This window comes from Kribbella sp. VKM Ac-2571 (genome assembly GCF_004362255.1).
In the GTDB taxonomy this organism is placed as follows: Bacteria; Actinomycetota; Actinomycetes; order Propionibacteriales; family Kribbellaceae; genus Kribbella; species Kribbella pratensis.
This window is the reverse complement of sequence record NZ_SNWS01000011.1, coordinates 96,142-114,445: the sequence shown is the minus strand read 5'-3', so window position 1 is coordinate 114,445 and position 18,304 is coordinate 96,142. Positions and strand designations below refer to the sequence as shown.

Below are 18,304 nucleotides of genomic sequence, written 5' to 3'. Positions count from 1 at the left end.
GTGCCCCGTCTGAAGCGGAGGCGGTCATGTGGAAGGGCCTTGGGCTAGGGCGGCCTTGTAGGCGTCTGCGACCTGGCTGCAGAAGGTCAGGAGCGGGTTCACGCGTTCGGGCGTCAGCCAGCCTGGAACGGTGCGGGCCTGCTTCTCGGTTCCGTTGAACCCGAAGAGTTGGTCGGCCGCGTCCCGGAACTCCGGCGTGGTGAGCGACTCGATGGGGATTCCGCTGTTGAGGCCGGCGTAGGCGCTGAAAGGGACGAGGACATGGCCGTCGTTGAAGACTGCGACGACGGTCCGAATACCTCCAGCGGAAGGACCGCTCGCCTCGAGGACTACATGCTTCGGACCTAGCCTTCGCCGATATCCCGCAGCCTGCCACTTGCCGACCAAGGCCTCCGCTGCCTGTCGCAGGTCCGCGACATCGAACTGGTCGAAGAACTCCTCTAGCGTGACGGTCTCCGACTGCTTGGCCTTCTCGACTGTCGCCGTGAACTGGTTCGGCTCGACGACCGCGGTGAAGAGCGGTGCCCAGGCGCTGTTCTCGATGCGTACTGCCTTGGCCTCCACCAGCCACACCGCGATACCCCGTTCGCTGTCGAGCTCGGCGAGCTCGTTCAGGTACTGAGCGACCGCGCGGAACTCATCGCGGTGCTCCTCCGCCACCACGACCAGCCCACGGGCCCGGCGCGCCACCGCGTAGGCCAGCCCGCGGGTCAAATGATCATGGTCGGCCCGGCCGTATTGGTTCTCGATCACAAACTCCGACCCATCCTCGACCTGCGCGACGATGTCGATGCGGCGGCCACCAGTGGTGGCCACTTCCGACTCCCCCAGTGCGGTGAGGTCGACCCCGATCGCATTGCCGAGTGAGTCCAGCTGAGCGGCGAGCAGCGGCGTGAAGTCAGCAGCCTCGCCCTTCCACGCTTCGGTCAACCGGCCGAACGTCAACTTCGCCATGCCCATGAGATGGGTCTATCAGGACTGTGAACGAGGCAGAAGATGTGAGACCGGGTCTGCGTGCGTACACGCGGACGTCGCGCTGCGACAGGCTGTGTCGATCCTGGAACTACGCATCCACTCCCCTTTTGTCGACCGGCTGCCGTAGTTTCGTGCCCATGGACACTCACGGTCGCGCCTCGATCCGGTTCACCGTGAACGGTCACCGCTACGACCTGTCCCGCGCGGACGTCGCGAACCGGCTGGCCGGCATCATGCCTGACGCGATCCGCAAGCACGGCGTCAGGGTTAACGGCGCATGGTTCCCGGTCATCCAGGCGTTCGAGGCCGCCACCGGTATCCCGCGATCGGAATTCGTGTCCAACACCGCCCGCCGGCACCTGGCCGCACTCGGCTACGAGGTCGCCGGCGACGTTGAACCACGAACGGCACAGCCGATCGACCCTAGTGCGTACACACTGCCTGCCACGCGGAGTGGGCAGCGGAGCCCCAAAGAGCCTGAGGCAACGTCTGGGGAGTGGCACACCGAGGCCAACATCCAGGCATCCCTGGTGACGGCGCTCGCGACCGACGGGTGGCGCATCCTGTCGGTGGCCAACACCGCCACTAAGGAACAGGGCATCGACGTGATCGCAGCTCGCGACGGTCAGACCGTCGGGGTCGAGGTCAAGGGATTCCCCAGCCGCGGCTACGCCGACCCGGCCCGGGCCGGAGAGGTCAAGCGCACCAGCCCAAGCACCCAAGCAGGCCATTGGTACTCCCAGGCCGTGCTCGCCGCGATGCGACTGCGAGGCAAGGAGCCGACGTGGCGCAGCGTCATCGCGTTGCCGGACTTCCCGCGCTACCGCGACCTGTACGCCGATACGGCAGGATCGCTCGCCGCGGCGCAGATAGAGGTCTGGTGGGTCGACCAGACCGGCGCAGTGCATCTGCCGTGACCGTCGCACACGGCGGCGGACGCCGGATGTCCGAGGTCTGGTCCTAGGCTTCGGGCCGTGGATGCTGCATGGGTGGGAGTTGCTGGCGTAGCCGTGGGGTCGGCGTTGACGTTTGCTGGCACGCAATTGAGCGAGCGGAGCCGAGAACGGCGGGAGGATCACCGGCGATGGCATGAGCCACGGCTGCAGGCGTACACCACGACGCTGAATCAGCTGACGGTTCTGGTTGTCGAGACCCGGGCGGCGATCGCTGCTGCGCGGCCGCGACTGCAGCCGCCGTGGGGACCGTACCGCCTCAGACGGCAGATCGGTTCGGCGCAGGCAGCGCTTCGCCTCGCGTTGGATCAGCTGGAGCTGATCCGGCTTACGGGCAGCCGACCGGTTCGGGACGCCGCTGAGAAGAGCCTCGACGTCCTGGGACGTATGAGCGAGTCGTTGTCGGCCTGGCCCGGTCGACGCCAGACAGTGTGTTCGACGAGTTCGTGCATGAGCTCGAGGAAGCGAAGGTCGAACTGCGCGCCGCCGCCCGTGTCGAGCTCAACGTCGATCCGCCATCCGCGGTACGGCGTGCTCCGGTTGCGGCTAGGCGGGAGCCGAAGGGCGGGCCACCGTACCGGCTCTACTAGGCGCCGTAGCTGAAAGGGCCGTACCGTTCGGGCGGCAGGCGGTTTGCCCTAGGGCAGCGACGCGAGTACGCCGTTCTCGGGGACCTTGGGTAAGGAACGTGTCACCAGCTGCAGACGAGCGCGCAGGGGTGAGGGCGGCGGGGTAGCTGCGGTCGCCCCTGGTGTTTGACTGGGCTTTTTCTGGGCGTCGTGGTTCACTGCTGATATGCCCAGTAAAAGCCCAGTTCGATCCGAAGTGGTGGAGGCTGTGCGTGGCCTGCTGCGCAGGGGCCTCCCGGTTGCTCCTGGTGGCACCGTCGCGGTGCTGCTGGAGCTGCGTGGCGTTGTCGCCCGATCGATCGATCCCAGTGATGAGGTCAGTCGTACGGCCGCGCTCAACGGGGTGCTGCGCGGGCTTCTCGCGCGCTTCCCGAACGCTCGTTATGCCTCCCCGGCGAGGGCTCTGTTCGGCCTGCCGCCGGCAGCGCAGGGCGTTAATCTGACCTCTCGGCGTCAGCTGGCCGCCGAGCTGGCCGGGCACGAGGTGCATCACTTCCGGAAACGGGTCGAGCCCCGGCTGGTCGAGATCGTCGCTGACGAGCTGCTCGCCGATGCCGAGCGGTTCGCACGTCCGGTCTTTGTCGCTCCTCGGCTTGCTGTTTCTGCCGAGCGCGAGGTGATTGTGCGTGACCCGTTCGCGTGGGAGGTCGCCGAGCACGAGGAGCACCTCTCCCGAATGTGGGCGGCGATCTACGCGGCACGTGCGGCGTTGCTGACCGTCGAACGCCTGATCAGCTTGGAGGCTGACAGCAGCGAGACCGGCCGGGCCGCGGTGACCGCCGCCTGGCGCTGGGCAACGGCCCGCGCTCAGGCACTCACCTACACGTCCGGCTTCGCCACCGATCAATCACCCGACGACCTGGTTGCCCTGGCCGGATGGGCGCCGTCCTTGGCCGTCGACCAGGTCGACCGGCTCGTCGCCGCGACGCAGGGCGGCCGCGCGACCCGCGAACAGTTCGTTGCTGACCTGCACGCCGAGACAGAACTGAGCACCGCCTGGAGCACCGGATTCCAGACGTCACCACCCACCGCACCCAACGACGCGGAAGGACTCATCGCGTGACCACCAACCCAGCCCTAGCGGACGCACTCGAAGCTGCGGACAGCGGCCCGGCGCGCCGCTACGTCATCACCGGCGGACCCTCGTCGGGTAAGGACGACCTGCTCGAGGCGGTCCACGCCGCCGGCATCCCCTGCATGGTCACCGAGCCCGGACGCGAGATCTACCGAAAGCACCGCGAACGACTCGGCCGGCACCTGCAGAAGGAAGACCGCCGGGACTACTCGCTGGAGGTACTCGAAGCCTTCATCGCCGAGTACCAGGCGCACACCCACGGGATCCGCTTCTACAACCGCGGCATCCCGGACGGCTATGGCTGGGAAGGGTTCTTCGGGCTGCGCCCGACCGACGAGCTGGAGAAGGCAACCCGGGCCTACCGGTACGACGTCGTGTTCGTCCTGGATCCCCTGGATCGGTTCGAGGACGCCGACGACGTCGTATGGGCCAAGGATCGCGAGATCCGCCGCGTGCACGAGCTGATTGTCCAGGGCTACTACGACGCGGGCTACGAGCCGGTGTTCGTAGCCGCGGACTCTGCGATCGCGCGGCTCGACTTCATCTGCTCCAACCTCCGCTTGCCCCGCCCCAGCCGAGGAGCCTGACCGATGGCCACTCCCTCCACGCCCTCGCCTCACTCGTCACCTCTGTCGTCCAAGATGTCCGAGGCGGCGCTGCTGCTGTCACCGAACAGTATCTTGGCCAACGCGCTGCTGCGGTCGATCGACCTGCTCCGGCCAAGGGTGCTGGCCAACCGGCCGGCCCGCATCGAGTTCGTTGTCGGCACACAGATCAATGGCGCCCCGCACCTGGGTACCAACCTCGTGCAGACGTCCGCGTTTCTGCTGGCGAAGCTGGCCCGGCGTGAGTTCTCGATCGACACCACCGTCCGCTTCGGAGCGCTGGACAACGCGCCGTACGACGTAGTCCTCGATCCGGAAACCCACACGGCCTACCAGCAGACCTACTTCCACGCCCTGGGCAAGGACAAGATCAGCGAGCTGATCGACACCTACTACCGGGCGTTCTTCGACTCGGTCTCCGAAGCCACCGACACGGCGTACGCCGTCGAGACCTACTCCGATCAGCAGGCGACGCCAGCGTTCCGGGCGGAGTTCCTGCGCTCGCTGGAACGTCTGGACGAGATCCGCTGGTGGCTGGCTCCGTCGCATGGGACCGTCCATGTCCGGATCCCGTGCCCGCAGTGCGGTTGGGCGCAGAAGCGTGCCGACCGGACGAAGCTGGCGCGCCTCGACGAGGACGGAGCGATCTTCACCGCGGTGTGCTTCGATCACGGAGCCTACGACGCGCACGTCGACCCCGAAGACGATCAGCCCTACCTCGACCTGGCCACCCTCTACCGCAACCTGGTCAAGGAGCGCGCTGGCGGCCGGGGCGATTCGGTGCTGCAGGTGATGATGAAGGGCGGGGACTGGGCGTTCGGCTGCCAGTTGGTCGACGGCGCCCTCGGCGCGCTCGGGACTCCTGCTCGGCAGATGCCAATCCGGGTCTTTACCCCTCAGGTCCTGGCCCCGACGGGCGCGAAGCTGTCAAAGTCGCTGCTGCGCGAGCACGGCCGCGGCGTCCTTCCCGCCGACGTCGAACCATGGATGCTCGACACCACTGCCTGGCCCGGCACGGTCGACAACTACGTCGACGCCTTGGTCTGGCTTGTGTCGCAGCTGCTGACGGATCCCAAGCACTTCTTCCGATCGTTCACCGTCAAGGAGCTAGGCCGACTGATGACGGCACGCCCTACCGAACCACTGATCCGCGCCCACGAGATGGGCATCTACAAGCGCTACTTCGACCTCATCGCCGCCGGCCGCAAAACCACCGAGATCCGGGTCAACGACTCCAGCCGCAAGAACATCAAACCCGGCTCCCTGATCCGGTTCCGCTGCCAAGGCGACGAAGTGCTGACCCGGGTAACGAGGGTCGCCCGGTACACCGACTTCGACGCGATGTTCGCCTCCGAATCAGTCGCGGCCGTCAACCCTCTCGCCACGCGGGAAGAGCAGCTCGCCAATATCCGCCAGATCTACCCTCCCGAGCGCGAAGCCCTGGGTGTGGTTGCCATCGGCATCGAGTTGGTGAAGCCGTGATGCGAGTTCGGTCCTTGCGGCCACCGGCACAGCGGCCATGGGGAAGCCACACCGGCTGTCGCGGACCCGGCCTGGCAAGATGACCAGCGATGAGTAGCCCAGGCGGGCACCTCGCCGGTACCCCCGGACGAACGGTCTACGCGCCGTCATGACTGGCGCCACGGCACGCGGAGCCACGTCTGACAGCAGCCTGGCGGGCCACCCAGCCTCGCACAAGTGCTCATACTGCGGAGCCACCATCGCCGCGGGCCGAGGCTGAGCTCGGCCCGGTACTGTTGACGGGTGAGTCGTCTTACGTTCATCCGGCAGGTGACCTCGTCGACGACGTACCACCCGGACGGCAGCGTGGACACGACGAAGGACCCGGCCGTGTGGACGCTGGCTCATCGCGGCTACAGCGGATGCGGCAGGCTGAATGTGTGGGTCTATCCGACCAAGGCGGTCGCGCTGCGCGAGGGAGCCGCTTTGGCGATGGCGTGCGGCCTGGACGAAGACGAGCAGGCCGTGAAGCTGTTCGAGGCAAAGCGCTATGACCAGGTCATGGAGCGGTATGAGGCCACACACCCCGACAGCCACCTGCTGCGTGTCCAGCCGGCCTTCCTCCAATACCCCGACTGAGACTCCCGAAGGCTGGCCCCGCAGTCCGACCGGTTGCGGCGGCCTGGTGGTGTCGCGCTGACAGTTGGGCTGGGCGCCGTCAGGATCGGGCACCGTCGTACCCTCAGACCCTACCGACCCACGGTCGGTGAGTCTGGCCTAGCACCTGACACGGCGACGTCAGTCTGGCTGCGGTAGTTGATCGGACTGTGCTGACACCTCAGCAATGCCTGTGCCGTCGATCGATCGTTCGACAGCTTCTGGCGAGAACCCGGTGAGCATCCTCATGAGCCGGGCGTGCTGATGGTGTCGCACGTCTGCATTGGCTGGTGGGGTGTCCCCGAGGATGGACTGGCCGTGGACCTGGTAGCACTCCCTGTACGCGGCGATCTCCCGAGCAAGCTCGGTGAGTTCCTGGTCTGGGGACTCACCGGCTGCGTGACGCAACTTGCGGTACCAGGCAGGTGGATTGGCGAGTAGCTCCTCGGCGAGCCAATTGGCGCGATCGATGATCTGGGACTCGAGCTCGCGCAGTGGCGCGATCAGCGTGGGGTCGCTGACGTGGATGGCTGGGGTGACGAGGCCGAGGAGTTGTGTGGGGTGGCGGCCGGTCTTGTGTAGTGCCCGGGCGGTTAGGCGCTGGACTCTGTGGTGGATGACGGCTGCGACGTCGTGCGCGTTCGTGAGCGGTGATTGGTTGACAGCGCGGTGGAGTACGTCGGCGACGTTGAGGCCGGCGTTTTCGGCGCGGCGGAGTTCGGCGACGAGTGGGCCGTGGGCGGGGGAGGCTTGGAGTGCGGCTTGGTCGGCTGGGTCGAGGCCGGAGGTGGCGATGGCGGGTTGGTAGCGCTTCTTGGCGTCGAGTTGGCAGAGGTGTTCGTGGATGGGGATGAGGCGGTCGAGACGGGTGGCGTTGTCGAGTTCTTGGCGCATGACTTCGTGGGCGGATTGTTCGACGCCGGGGTCGTTGAGGACGGCTTCGAGGACGTCTTGCATGGTCTGTTCAGCGTCGGGTTCGTGGAGGTCCGAGCCGGTGTGGTGGGTGGCGACGTAGGCGTTGTTGGCGTCGCGGCCGCGGGTCATGCCGACGTACATCAGGGCTCGGGTGAGTTGTTCGGTGACGAGTAGGTGGGCGGTGTCGACAGTGGCGCCTTGGGCTCGGTGGGCTGTGGTGGCGTAAGCGAGTTCGACGGATTCCTGGACGTAGGCGCTGGGTAGGGTGACGGTGTCGGCAGTGGCGTTTTGGACGGTGAGGGAGCCATCGGGCCAGCGTTGGATGACGGTCCAGTGGTCGCCGTTCTTGACGTGGTTGTTGGTTCCGTAGCGGAGGCGGCGGTTGTTGAGGCGGGTGACGATGTGGTCGCCGAGGCCGACGTGGTTGCCGTTGTGGAGTTCGATGCCGTCGGGTTCGACTTCGCCGGTGGTGATGCGGTCGAGGCGGGCGCGGGCGTTGAGGCGTGCGACTGTGGTGTTGTCGGCGGCGATGAGCAGGCTGGTTCGGCCGGTTCGGGTGTCGGCGAGCCAGGCCTTGTAGGCGGCGTCTTCCATATCGTCGGTGGAGCCGGCGGCGAGTCGGCCGCGGTCGTCGTACAGGTCGATGGCGGTGAGTTCTCCGCGGCGGAGGGCGAGGCTGGCGTCGCGTTCCCAGGGATTGGTGAAGCGCCAGACGTCGGTGAGTTCGGCGGCTTGGGTGTCTTGGGCGATGAGTCGGAAGGCGCCGCCGGTGTCGGCTGCGGAGAGTTGGGCGTCGTCGCCGACGAGCAAGAGTTTGGCACCGGCGGTGTTGGCTGCACGGGCGATAGTGGCCAGTTCCATGGTGCTCGCCATGGAAGCTTCGTCGATGATGACGAGCTGGTTCTTGTGGAAGCTCCATCGATCGTGGTCGGCTCTCAGGGCTGCGAGCTGCCCGATCAATCGCTGATGGCGAAGACGGCGATGAGATCGGTGGGCGAGGCTGGCGGCGTGTTCGGTCTGCAGGATCTGGTCACGGCGTTGTTCGGCTCCGAGCCCGGCGGATTCATGGATCCATTTCGCGATGTTCTCAGCAGGGGTGTCGATGGCGTCGGCCAGGACTGTCGAGGCGGCTGACGATGGTGCGAGAGCGATGACAGATCCGTCGCCGTACTCGGCTTCCCAACTGGCGGCGAGGGCGGACAAGAGGCTGGTTTTGCCGGTGCCGGCTGGGCCGATCAGGGCTTCGAGCTTCTGGCCGCTGGTGGCGATCCTGCGGAGTGCGGCGGCCTTGTCGGGGCTGAGACCGGCCGTGTGGATTGTGGCTAGGGCGATGGTGGGTCCGTTGGTGTCGCGAGCCTGGTCGAGCAGGATCGCTTCGGCACCGAGGATGACGGGTGAGGTGTAGATCTGGCCGTTGTGGATGGTGAACACACTCTCGCCGCTGGCGCGGGTGACGGGAATGGTCACCAGGTCGGGTGCGGTGAGGCTGATCGAGTGCTGCTCGGCGCGTTCGACGATCGCCTGCAGCGCGGCGAAGCGGTCGTTGGTGGAGACGAATCTGAGCAGCCGGGTCTGGCGTGCGGCCTCGGCGAGGAGGTTCCAGCGCGTCCAGGTCGCGCGCTTGGTTTGCAGTGTCAGGACGGTCGCGGCGCCGTACGCCTCGATCGTTTCCGGGCTCAGGTCTGCCGCCGCCAAGGGACGCTCGCCGGCTGCATTGAGAGACCGTTGGATGGCGGCGACGGCGTCATGCCCGATCGCTTGGTCGGCGCGTTTGCGCCAGTGCGCCATCAGCACCGCAAGGGGTTGGGCGAGGTGCTTGGTTGGGCGGTTCATGAGGGTTGCGTGCTGCCGTAGGGCGTACATTTCGCGAGGGTTCGGTGGGTGGATCTGGTCGCTGCGTTCGTCGAGAAGTGCGCTGAGGTTGGTCTCGATCTGTGCGGTTCTGGCCGAGAACTCGCGGATCAGTTCGTCGGGAATCGTGTCGATTTCGAATGCCGGATTGCGCCGGGAACCGCGTTCGCGCAGCTCCCAGTTCACGCCCAGACGCCTGGTGAGATGGTCGGCGAGAAGCACGTTGTGGATCTCCGACATGGCCACCGCAGCCCGGTACAGCACGCGCCCATCCAGGGTTCGCCATGCACCGTCTGGGCCCTGCACGCGGTTCGCGACAACCACGTGGGTATGCAGTTGGGGATCGCCGCTGCGGCTGTCCCAGTGATCGAACGCCGCCGCGATCAATCCGCGGGTATCCAGCTGCGCGATACCGCCATCGCCGCTCCTGGTGAACGCCGCGTGCTGCTCGATCAGCGACAACACATCGGCGACGGCTTCGTGATGGGCAGCAACGATCTGTTCCTGCGTTCCAACGTCGGCTGTTGCCCACAGCGCCGAGACCGACTTGACCGGAGAGAACGTGAGGTCGAACCCAGCGACCGCCTGCCGCGACTTCTTGCGCATCTCCTCCCGGCGGATCCGCGCGACCGCAGGTTCGCGTTCGGCGTTGGGTAGGGCTGGGTCGAGGTCGCGGATCCGGTCCCGGATGCGCTCCTCCGGACCCTTGAAAACGCGGTACGGCTCGCTGAGTGTCCGGCCGGTGAGCGGATCTTCCGCGCGCCCGAACAGCGCGGCCATCTGCGCCTCGGTCACCTCGCTCCCCGGGACCAACTCGCCATCGCCGAGGCCGGTAAGGCCGTGGCCTATCCAACGGCCATGTGGGTATCCCGCCGCGGTGTAGTACGCCGTCAACGGCGTCGCCATCCGCCGATCGACATCCCCAGCAGCGACATGCCGAAGCAGATACAGGTAACCCTCCCCGGCATTCATCCGGTGGATACTCAGCACGGTCGCCCACCCGGACCGTGGCAGTTGCGCACACTCGCCAGATCGCTCATGCAAGCTCAACGGCTGAGCGCTCACAGGTCTGATCGCGACGGCTCCCGCGGGATCGCCCCGAGCATGCAAGAGGTGTGCTCGGATCGAGGCTGTCGTTTCATGGCCAGCGACCCTCGTCCACCCGCTGCGGTGTTACTGCGCTTGGAGTCAGCGCCTTCACTCATTCATCGAGACCTGAAGAATCACCGCAGCCCTCGGGCAGGACGAGCGATGGTCGACGGCTGGCAGGGCGTTGCGCGGTCACCCGCCCATGAATGGGGAGTGTTAGCGGTCGCGCCAGGCGAGTGGTGAGGTTTGAAGAGCTGCTTCGGCAAGGCGGCGACCGAAATCGGTTTGGATTCGGGCGCGGGAGGACTCGATCCAGCCGGTGACGCGCTTGTAGCCGGCTTCGCCGTACTCGACGGCTTGCATGAGGCACTCGAGGCGGTCCGCGTCTTTGGCGCACCGGGCCTCGATCGTTTCGGCGGCCTCGTACTCGGCGACGGCTTCTCTGATGCTCTTGGCGGCCGCCTCCGGAAGGACGGCGACCTGGTCCTCGGTGATGCGTTCGTTGCTCGCGACATCCATGTACGGCTTGGCGCTGTGCGGGATGTCGCCGATGCGGGTCTCCTGGGAGTCGTGCCACATCCCGAGGTACGCCGCCCGCGCCGGATCGCCGCCCTCCTCGCTGGCGATCAGCGCCGCGAGCTGGGCAACGCGCAGGCTGTGCTCTGCGACGGACTCGGGGTCGCGAACGCCGACGTGCCACCATCCGGCCCGACGAAGCCGCTTGAGTACCCCCATCTCGTAGGCGAAGGCAGCGGCTCCTGCTGCGTCCCGGTCGGTAGTGTCACGGGTCACGATTACTCCGTTTCGATCATCGGTCGGCCAACTGCACAGCGCACCGGAGATTGTTCAACTCTACGGTGCTACTGCGAGCGGGGCTGTCGTCCAGCGCTGCCTCGAGCCGCTCGCCGCTACGTTGTCGTAGCGCTCTGTCGTACTCGCACGAACTGGCTTGATCAAGCTCGTAGGTTCCGGTCTTGCTCCATGGGATGAGGGCAGAGCCGCACCACGATGTCGGCGGTGGCAAGAGGCGCGAGCTGTCGATGGGCAGCCAAGGTGACTTGCCTGCGCGGTCGAGGTGGATCGAGATCCGCGAGGAGGCTGGAGGACGGGGCGGTCGAGGCTTGGATCTTTGGTCGTCAGGGGGTGCAGGTTAGTTTCTGTCCGATGCCGCCGGCCACACAGCCCTGCACCCAGCTAATCGGATCTGTCTCGGTGTTGGGCCATTGGTGGCAAGGGACCACTCCCGGGTCCAGGAGGCGTTGCCCGGGGAACATGGCTCGGATCTCATCGAGGGTCCGGAACCAGCCAGTTCCGAACGAGCTGTCAAGAAGGTGCTTCTCGATACGCCGCAACGTGCCGCTCGCGACGTCCTGTGGGTCGAGGAAATGGGAGATCACCGTGCAGGAGCCCGGTGCCGCGGCGTCGATGTACGTCTGCATGATGCGGGCCACGTCGCTGGCTGAGCCCGAGCGATGGTGGAGGGTCGCGGTCTGGATGATCGCGACCGGCTCAGACCAGTGGATGAAGGAATTGACCTCTTTGGAGTCAAGCAGGTCGTCGGGCGTAAAGATGTCGCCGTCCACGACGCGTACCTGCTTGTTTGCAGCAACGAAGGAGTGGGCGTGTGCCAGCACCTCTGGGTCGTTGTCGACGTACAGCACTTTCGCGGTGGGATTGATCGCCTGAACGACTTCGTGGACGCGATGGCCTGTCGGCAGTCCTGGACCGCAATCGATGAACTGAGCGATGCCGGTGGTGCCTGTGAGGTACTGGCAGGCGCGGAGCAGGAAACCCTCGCTGGCGACTGCCAGGTCGCCGAAGTGCGGGGCGATCTCCTTGACGCCGAGCATGAGCCTGCGATCGACCGCGAAGTGGTCCTTGCCGCCCTGCGCCAGGTTCCAGAACCTAGCGTCGCTCGCGTTGCTGAGGAGCTGCGCCACGAAGCTGTCGTGCGAGATCGGTTCGCAGTCGGTCATCGCCGGCACGGGGCTCCTTTCGCTCCGAGGATGCTTGACAGGACTTGTGCCGGTGAGCGACCTGGCAGAGCCAGCAGTCGCTCACCGGCCTTCTTGGAGTCCCGGCTTCGGGCCGATGGCTGGATTCGATCCGCCCCACAGGGGAGAGCAGATCGCCCAACGGACTCCAGATCGAGGCGGCTGAACCGAGGTGTGCGGACCGCGCCAGGCTCGAACTGTGGCCGTTCAGCGCCAACTCTGATCGCCGTCTAACCAACAGTTAGAGGTCTTCGTCGCACCAGCGGCGGAACCTGCTGTTGAGTCGCTCCAGGCACCGCTCAAGTCCGCGCTGCAGACCGCAGCGCGTGGCCTGACGGTCGAGGAGACCGGCTCGTATCAACAGGTGCGGTGCCGGTCGAGCGTCCCCGGCATCGGCCGGTTGTGAGGGACGTATCAGTGTCGTCATTGGTTTCACCGCTCCATCACTCGTGGTGTCGAGTCACCAGTGAACCAGCGAACGTTCCATCGTGCAACGTTTCATCACGGCGCGTTTCGTCGTACTCTGTCTCCAGGTCGGCGCGGATAGCGATCGGTCAACGGGGTCCGTTGTAGGGTTCTGGTCGCTGAGAAACGAGGTCAGATGACGCTGGAATCAGCCATCGGTTCGGTGGTCCCGCGGTACCTGCTCGGCCGGCACCTGCGAGAGCTTCGTGAGGCTGCGGGTCTGTCTCTCCGTCAGGCGGGGTCAAGGCTGGAGATGTCGGCATCCACGGTCTCGCGACTGGAGAACGGCGAGTCTCCAGTGCGGAGCTGGACGTCGAGCAGGCATGCAAGGTGTACGGCGTAGCCGACGCCGAGCTGGTGCGCGCCTTGATGGATCTGGCGAAGGAGACGAGGGCGGCCAAGGCGAAGAACTGGCTGAGCTCGTACGCAGACCTGGTGTCGGACAACTTCGTCCTCTTCACCGGCTTGGAGGCATCCACGTCGTCCCTGGCCCTCTACGAAACGGACCTCATCCCCGGCCTGTTACAGACTCGCGACTACGCGAAAAGCATCATGGGAGATGAGCGCTTCACCCGCTCGGACATCGATCCTGATGTGCTCGAACGCCGGTTGGAGATCCGGCTCAACCGGCAACGGATCCTGGACCGCGCGTCGGGCGCGCCCAGACTCGACGCCGTACTAAGCGAAGCAGTGGTTCGCCGGCGTGTCGGTGGTGCCGAGACGATGGCCGGGCAATTGACCCACCTACTGGATATGGCTCAGCGCCCAAATGTTGCGATCAGGATCATGCCATTCGACGTTGAGGAACACGCCGGCATGACGACCGGGCCGTTCGCCCTGCTGGGCTTCCCGTCCCGCGGTCCGCTGGTCGAGTGGTCCGGTGCATACGTGGACGGCTTTCTCGGGTTCTTCTGGTCGGACAAGCCCGACGAGGTCGGGCTGCTTCAGAAGGCCTGGGCGAATCTGTGGGAGATCGCCCTCGACGACGCGACGTCTGCTGAATTCATCAAGCGCAGACTCAGGCAACTCCAACCGAACGCTTGACCCCAACTGGGTCAGCGCTGGTCGCCGGGCGCAAAGTAGTTCGTGAGCATGTCAGTGGTCCAGGCTGGCTGGTGGGTCTCGCCCAGCGGCCCGAACTCATCGAACCAGGGCTTGATGTCGATGACAGGCGTTCCGTCGACGGCGTCGAGATCCTCGACGTGCAGGTCGAGCCCATCGACCTTGACAAGTCGGCAGCGAGAGATGCCGAGCCAGTTGATCCTGCGCATGTTGCGGTGACCGAACGCACCAACCTCGGGCCAGGCTGGGTTGTCTCTGGGTCGGCGGGCGCCGAGGTTCAGATCGGTCTGGTCGGAGAGGTGAAAGAAGAACACGACCTCGAGGTGTGAGAACGCTTCGAGGCCGGCGGTGGATCGCTCGTCGAACCGCTCGTTGTCGATGCGCAGGATGGAGCGCGTACCGCCCCAGTAGTCATCGGTAGGCTCGCTTCGGCCACCGATGACCTGGGCAACGGGTTCGACCGTGAGAGGACTCGGCGTCATCGGAACGTCCTTTGATCGGTGAGTGGTGAACAGGGGGTCATCTCGGCACGGAGGCGAGGTAGCGTGCGGCACGATGATCGAGTTCGGCAGCGGCTGGGATGCCGCGGGCCCGGAACGGCGACAGCGCCGATCGCATGTCGACGACAGTTTGACGCGTGCGGCCAGAGTGCACGCCGTCCATGGCGTCAAGAGCCGCCGACCAGGTTGAGCAGGCTTCGTCGATCGCACCCTGACGCGCCTGAACTGCGCCGAGGTACCCCAGGGTCACAGCGTGCGTCCGCGTGAACGTTGCCGCCTTCCGTGTACGGACGCTGCGTCTGAACTGGGTGGTGGCCGCGGCCAGATCGCCGAGGTCGCGCAAAGTGCACGCAGTTTCGTGGGCAAGGCTGGCCTCGCCGAAGAAGAAGACCCGGCCGGGCTCGTCGTCACCAGAGCCAGCGGCGGTCAGGTTGTCCTCGGCGCGCAGGAGCGCTTTCGTAGCCGCGCTGCCTTGACCGTCAGCCGCAAGAGCCCTGGCCTGGACGACCTCGAGCAGAGCGCGTTCCCTGGGACTGGCCAATGTCGATCGTGTCCCCGACAGCGACGCCTTGGCCAATTGCACTGCTTGTCGTGAATGGCCGAGGTCCACAGCCTGGTGTGCCATCGCGCGCAGGACGTGGCCGGCCAGGGGTGGATCGTCGGCCTCTGCGGCGAGTTGGACGGCGACGGTGAAGTACTTCTGCGCGGTCGCGTGCTCGGCGTTGTCGAACGCCATCCAGCCACTGAGGTACGCAAGTTCGCCCGCGGTGGCGAACAGGCCGCGGCGAATCTCGGCGCTCGCGTGGGCGGCTCTCAGCGCGCTGGCGACGTCAGATGTCAAGTACTGCACGACTGCTGTGCGCGCGTGCCCGCCGCCGCGGCGCTGGTCGATTCGGGTGAACATCTGCGCCATCTCCCGGATCGCTTCCAGGTCACCGGCGCCGATCAACCGGCCGCTGCGCGCAGAGCGCTGGGCTCCTCGGCGCGCCATGGTTTCCCACCAAGCCTGTGGAGGAACCGCCAGTGCGGCCACGGAGTAGCCGGCGGCTCGCAGGACTGACCTGCGCTCGATGTCCACGTTGCCCCTTCCCAGATCAGCGAGCGCTGTCAGCGTATCTGCGGACCAATCCGGTGCTGCAGGTGCCCGCGGACCGGACAGGCCGATCTGGTCGAGAGTGACGACCCTGCCGAGGCGGCGTGAAAGCGCCTCAACCAAGATCGCCGGCGCGTCACCTGACGGGGTCGACCCCGCGACCCAGTGCGAGACGTGGGACCTGCCCACCGAGACGAGGCGCTCGTTGCCGGATTCGGCGGCCACCCGGCCTACCGCCAGTGCGAGTTGGGCATGCGACCAGCCTGCCTCCGCGATCACCGCGGCGAGCTTGGAGTTGCGGCGCGTTCCGGCGCTCGACGTTCCCGTTCGCTCGTTCACCACTTTCACCACTCTCGGCCCCAGAACCGGTGTCCCACCCACGGTAGCTAGTGATTCGCTCATCGTATCCGCACTGAAGCAGCAGGAGGGCCCGAGAGTGCAGTCAGAGCACGTTGCGCGGCACGTGGTACGACCAGATCCGCAATGGTGGACCTCGGGCGTGCACGCGGGCCGGCTGCTGCGTGACTGCTTGGCTGAGCAGGACATTCGGACGCTGTTCTTGTTCCTGCGCGATCACGGCTACAGCAGGAGCGCGCTCGCTGCTGCGTCCGGTCTCGCGGAAACCCGGGTCCGGAGTATTTCCCAGGGCAAGCAGGTGGTGACGTCGTACGACGTACTGGTGCGTATCGCGGATGGGTTTGGCATCGACCGCGGTCTGCTGGGTGTGGGGTCTCATGTGCGGAGCGGTGAAGCCAAGAGCGATGACACATTGCGCGACCCGGGCGCAGCGCCAGGGTTCGTCGGATCGCTGGCCGCCCTGGCTGTTGGCCCGGTCCCGGCCGAGCTGAATGGATACGTCGCCTCCAAGCAATCCACCGCGACCAGCGTTCCATCGCGGGTGACTGCAGCCCACGTCGATCTGGTCCGCGTGGTTGGTGACGAGCACCGACAGATCGATGCCGCCCATGGCGGCGGGTCCTGCCGGGACTCCGCGGTCAGCTACCTGGCATGGGCGAATGGCATGCTGGCCAGCCGGTTCGAGACGGAACAAACCGAGACAGACTTCAAGGCCGCACTGTCCGACATGTACCAGGTTGCCGGATGGGCAAGTCACGACCTTGGCGACCACGGAGCGGCCCGTCACTACCTAACTGCTGGGCTTGTCCTTGCGCGGGAGATCAACGAACTCGCTCTGATCGCTGGCGGTTTCTACCGCCTTGGCCGCGTCTCGACCCACCAAGGTCGGGCCCAGGAGGCGCTGCGGCTATGGCAGCTCGGGCAGATCGTCGCCCAAGACAGCGGAAATCTCGCAGCAGTCGCTGTCTTGCACGCTAATGAAGCCTGGGCCTACGCCATGCTCGGCGCTGCGGACAGGGTCTCAGACTCACTTGCACGTGCTCAAGACGAACTCGGGCGAATTGACGAAGACACGGTCCCGTCATGGGCTCGATTCTTCCTTGCCCCTGCAGACCTGGACGGCATCTCGGGGGTCATCTACGCCTGCCTGGCCTCCCACCCAGAGCATCGGACCCGGTTTGCGCCGCGCGCGATCGAACATGCAGAGCGCTCGTACGCGGCCAGAGGCGCGGGGGAGGAGCGGAGCCGCACGTTTGACGCGATCAGCATCGCCACGGGATACGTCCTTGATGCACAGCCAGACCATGCGGCGGCGGCCGGTCATCAGGCCGTCGACATGGCCATGGCCACTGACTCGGCTCGCGCCGCTGATCGGTTGCAGGCCATGGTGTCCCTGGCTCGTCCGTACACAACCCACGACGGGGTGAGCGGGGTCCTCGAGCGTGTTGGTGCATTGATCAGCGGCTAGCTTCTACGGCGTGACAACTCTCAGCAGCGGCGAACGCGACCGTCTCGATACTGCACTGCGCGACGTCGCCAGCGCGGCAGGGATCAACCCCGCGGGCGCCGTACTGCTCCGTTACACGATGAACGCCGTCTACAAACTCCCCGCCGCCAACCTGGTGCTCCGCATCGCTCCCGTGGCCAATCGCCTGACCGTCCACCGCGTCACCAAGATCGCCCATCGGATGGCTGAGCTAGACCTGCCTACCGTCCGGCTGGCGCCCGGACTGCAAGAGCCGATCGAGACCTCAGGCTGGGCCGCCACCGCCTGGATATACCTCCCGCAGATCTCCGGGCAACGTCACCGGCAAGCCGAACTTGCCCGTCCGCTGCGGGCGTTCCATTCGCTCAACGATCTCGGAGTCCCGCTCCCGCAGTGGGACCCCCTCGGCCGCGCGCAGTCTCGCCTCGAGGCCGCCGCGGCAGCTCAGGACGGGGAACTCGACTACCTGAAGACATGGGCGGCCGACCAAGTCGGGCTCGAGCTCAGCGACCTCGTCGGCTGGCTGAGAGATCGCGCCAGCTCGGTCCGGGCCGCCGTGGCGTCCACCGAATGGCGGCTACCCACGTCCGTCATCCACGGCGATGCCCACGTCGGCAACCTGCTGACGGATACTCGCGGCCGATCCGTGCTTTGCGATCTGGACTCGGTGAGTATCGGCCCGCCTGAATGGGACCTCGTCCCGGCTGCCCACGGCGTGGAGCGGTTCGGAGATCCGCGTGAGCAGTACGACGACCTCCGTGCGGCGTACGGCTTCGACCTGCTCTCCTCGCCCACTTGGCCGACCCTGCGGTCTATCCGCGAGCTCCAGATTGTTACCAGTGTGATCGGCGGGCTGCCCGGCCGGCCCGACGTCGCTGAAGAGCTGGCTCACCGGCTACGCAGTCTGATCGCAGGCGATGCGGCTACTTGGCACCGCTACCAGTAAGGCGGCGGAGCGGTGGGGGTACATCGTGGACCCCCACGCTGGGCTGAACAACTCCGCGTGTGCCGGTCGAAACTCGGTGATGTAGGCAACGAATCGCCTAAATGGGATGGGGCTTCAGCCTCACTGCCCTCGCCCGAGACCCATTCGACTGAGAACGGGGATGTTCATGATCGGCTGTTGGCTCCTAACGC

The 18,304-nt window shown here is 66.2% G+C and carries 16 protein-coding genes; 10 read left to right on the top strand and 6 right to left on the bottom strand.

Translation table 11 applies throughout. The features are described from left to right. Positions 1-24: 24 nt before the first annotated feature. Positions 25-954, bottom strand: coding sequence for a hypothetical protein (locus EV651_RS24060; protein ID WP_133787506.1), 930 nt, complete (start codon positions 952-954; stop codon positions 25-27). Positions 955-1,112: 158 nt separating this feature from the next. Here EV651_RS24060 and EV651_RS24055 point away from each other — a divergent pair, with 158 nt between their 5' ends. From EV651_RS24055 to EV651_RS24035, 6 genes are all read left to right on the top strand, one after another. Further along, positions 1,113-1,892 (top strand): hypothetical protein, encoded by a 780-nt coding sequence (locus tag EV651_RS24055; protein ID WP_133787505.1) that lies wholly within the window; start codon positions 1,113-1,115, stop codon positions 1,890-1,892. Between the two features lie 467 nt (positions 1,893-2,359). Then, complete coding sequence (locus tag EV651_RS41505; protein WP_166658745.1) at positions 2,360-2,518, top strand: hypothetical protein; 159 nt, start codon at positions 2,360-2,362, stop codon at positions 2,516-2,518. A gap of 238 nt (positions 2,519-2,756) precedes the next feature. Beyond that, positions 2,757-3,620 (top strand): hypothetical protein, encoded by an 864-nt coding sequence (locus EV651_RS24050; protein WP_133787504.1) that lies wholly within the window; start codon positions 2,757-2,759, stop codon positions 3,618-3,620. After that, a complete protein-coding gene (locus EV651_RS24045; RefSeq protein WP_166658744.1) occupies positions 3,617-4,219 on the top strand; it encodes an AAA family ATPase in 603 nt (200 codons plus the stop codon). Before EV651_RS24050 ends, EV651_RS24045 begins: the two co-directional genes overlap by 4 nt. A gap of 54 nt (positions 4,220-4,273) precedes the next feature. Continuing rightward, positions 4,274-5,719 carry an ASCH domain-containing protein gene (locus EV651_RS42525; protein WP_238157151.1) on the top strand — a complete coding sequence of 482 codons (1,446 nt, stop codon included), beginning with the start codon at positions 4,274-4,276 and terminating at the stop codon, positions 5,717-5,719. Between the two features lie 282 nt (positions 5,720-6,001). Next, positions 6,002-6,337, top strand: a complete 336-nt coding sequence (locus EV651_RS24035) for a hypothetical protein (protein WP_133787502.1) — start codon at positions 6,002-6,004, stop codon at positions 6,335-6,337. A gap of 159 nt (positions 6,338-6,496) precedes the next feature. Here EV651_RS24035 and mobF read toward each other — a convergent pair whose 3' ends face one another. The 3 genes from mobF to EV651_RS24020 all read right to left on the bottom strand — a co-directional run bounded on the left by mobF (position 6,497) and on the right by EV651_RS24020 (position 12,186). Then, positions 6,497-10,111, bottom strand: coding sequence for a MobF family relaxase (gene mobF / locus EV651_RS24030; RefSeq protein WP_305000126.1), 3,615 nt, complete (start codon positions 10,109-10,111; stop codon positions 6,497-6,499). 315 nt (positions 10,112-10,426) lie between these two features. Beyond that, on the bottom strand, positions 10,427-11,002 hold the full coding sequence (locus EV651_RS24025) for an HD family hydrolase (RefSeq protein ID WP_238157150.1): 576 nt from the start codon (positions 11,000-11,002) through the stop codon (positions 10,427-10,429). 344 nt (positions 11,003-11,346) lie between these two features. Continuing rightward, positions 11,347-12,186: an SAM-dependent methyltransferase gene (locus EV651_RS24020; protein WP_238157171.1), complete on the bottom strand. Its 840-nt coding sequence runs from the start codon at positions 12,184-12,186 to the stop codon at positions 11,347-11,349. Between the two features lie 619 nt (positions 12,187-12,805). On the opposite strand from EV651_RS24020, the gene EV651_RS43330 reads away from it, so the two are divergent. Together EV651_RS43330 and EV651_RS24010 are read left to right on the top strand one after the other, a co-directional pair. Then, the gene (locus tag EV651_RS43330; protein ID WP_133787499.1) at positions 12,806-13,012 is read left to right on the top strand and encodes a helix-turn-helix transcriptional regulator; all 207 of its coding nucleotides are present in this window, start codon (positions 12,806-12,808) and stop codon (positions 13,010-13,012) included. Continuing rightward, positions 13,000-13,713, top strand: coding sequence for a DUF5753 domain-containing protein (locus EV651_RS24010; RefSeq protein WP_133787498.1), 714 nt, complete (start codon positions 13,000-13,002; stop codon positions 13,711-13,713). The genes EV651_RS43330 and EV651_RS24010 overlap by 13 nt, the downstream gene beginning before the upstream one ends. Positions 13,714-13,724: 11 nt before the next feature. On the opposite strand, the gene EV651_RS24005 is transcribed toward EV651_RS24010, so the two are convergent. Beyond that, entirely contained in the window at positions 13,725-14,213 is a 489-nt protein-coding gene (locus tag EV651_RS24005; RefSeq protein WP_133787497.1) for an SAM-dependent methyltransferase, read from the bottom strand. A 37-nt stretch (positions 14,214-14,250) separates the two neighbouring features. Further along, entirely contained in the window at positions 14,251-15,549 is a 1,299-nt protein-coding gene (locus EV651_RS24000; RefSeq protein ID WP_202870488.1) for a hypothetical protein, read from the bottom strand. 211 nt (positions 15,550-15,760) lie between these two features. Between EV651_RS24000 and EV651_RS23995 the strand changes: the two genes are divergently transcribed. Together EV651_RS23995 and EV651_RS23990 are read left to right on the top strand one after the other, a co-directional pair. Beyond that, complete coding sequence (locus EV651_RS23995; protein WP_133787496.1) at positions 15,761-17,149, top strand: hypothetical protein; 1,389 nt, start codon at positions 15,761-15,763, stop codon at positions 17,147-17,149. A 10-nt stretch (positions 17,150-17,159) separates the two neighbouring features. Next, a complete protein-coding gene (locus tag EV651_RS23990; protein WP_133787495.1) occupies positions 17,160-18,113 on the top strand; it encodes an aminoglycoside phosphotransferase family protein in 954 nt (317 codons plus the stop codon). Positions 18,114-18,304: the final 191 nt, after the last annotated feature.

Excerpts from the sequence above, each read along its gene's own strand:
- EV651_RS24060 (WP_133787506.1), bottom strand. The coding sequence starts at position 954 with ATGGCGAAGTTGACGTTCGGCCGGTTGACCGAAGCGTGGAAGGGCGAG.
- EV651_RS24055 (WP_133787505.1), top strand. The coding sequence starts at position 1,113 with ATGGACACTCACGGTCGCGCCTCGATCCGGTTCACCGTGAACGGTCAC.
- EV651_RS42525 (WP_238157151.1), top strand. The coding sequence starts at position 4,274 with ATGTCCGAGGCGGCGCTGCTGCTGTCACCGAACAGTATCTTGGCCAAC.
- EV651_RS24020 (WP_238157171.1), bottom strand. The coding sequence starts at position 12,186 with ATGACCGACTGCGAACCGATCTCGCACGACAGCTTCGTGGCGCAGCTC.
- EV651_RS43330 (WP_133787499.1), top strand. The coding sequence starts at position 12,806 with ATGACGCTGGAATCAGCCATCGGTTCGGTGGTCCCGCGGTACCTGCTC.
- EV651_RS24005 (WP_133787497.1), bottom strand. The coding sequence starts at position 14,213 with ATGACGCCGAGTCCTCTCACGGTCGAACCCGTTGCCCAGGTCATCGGT.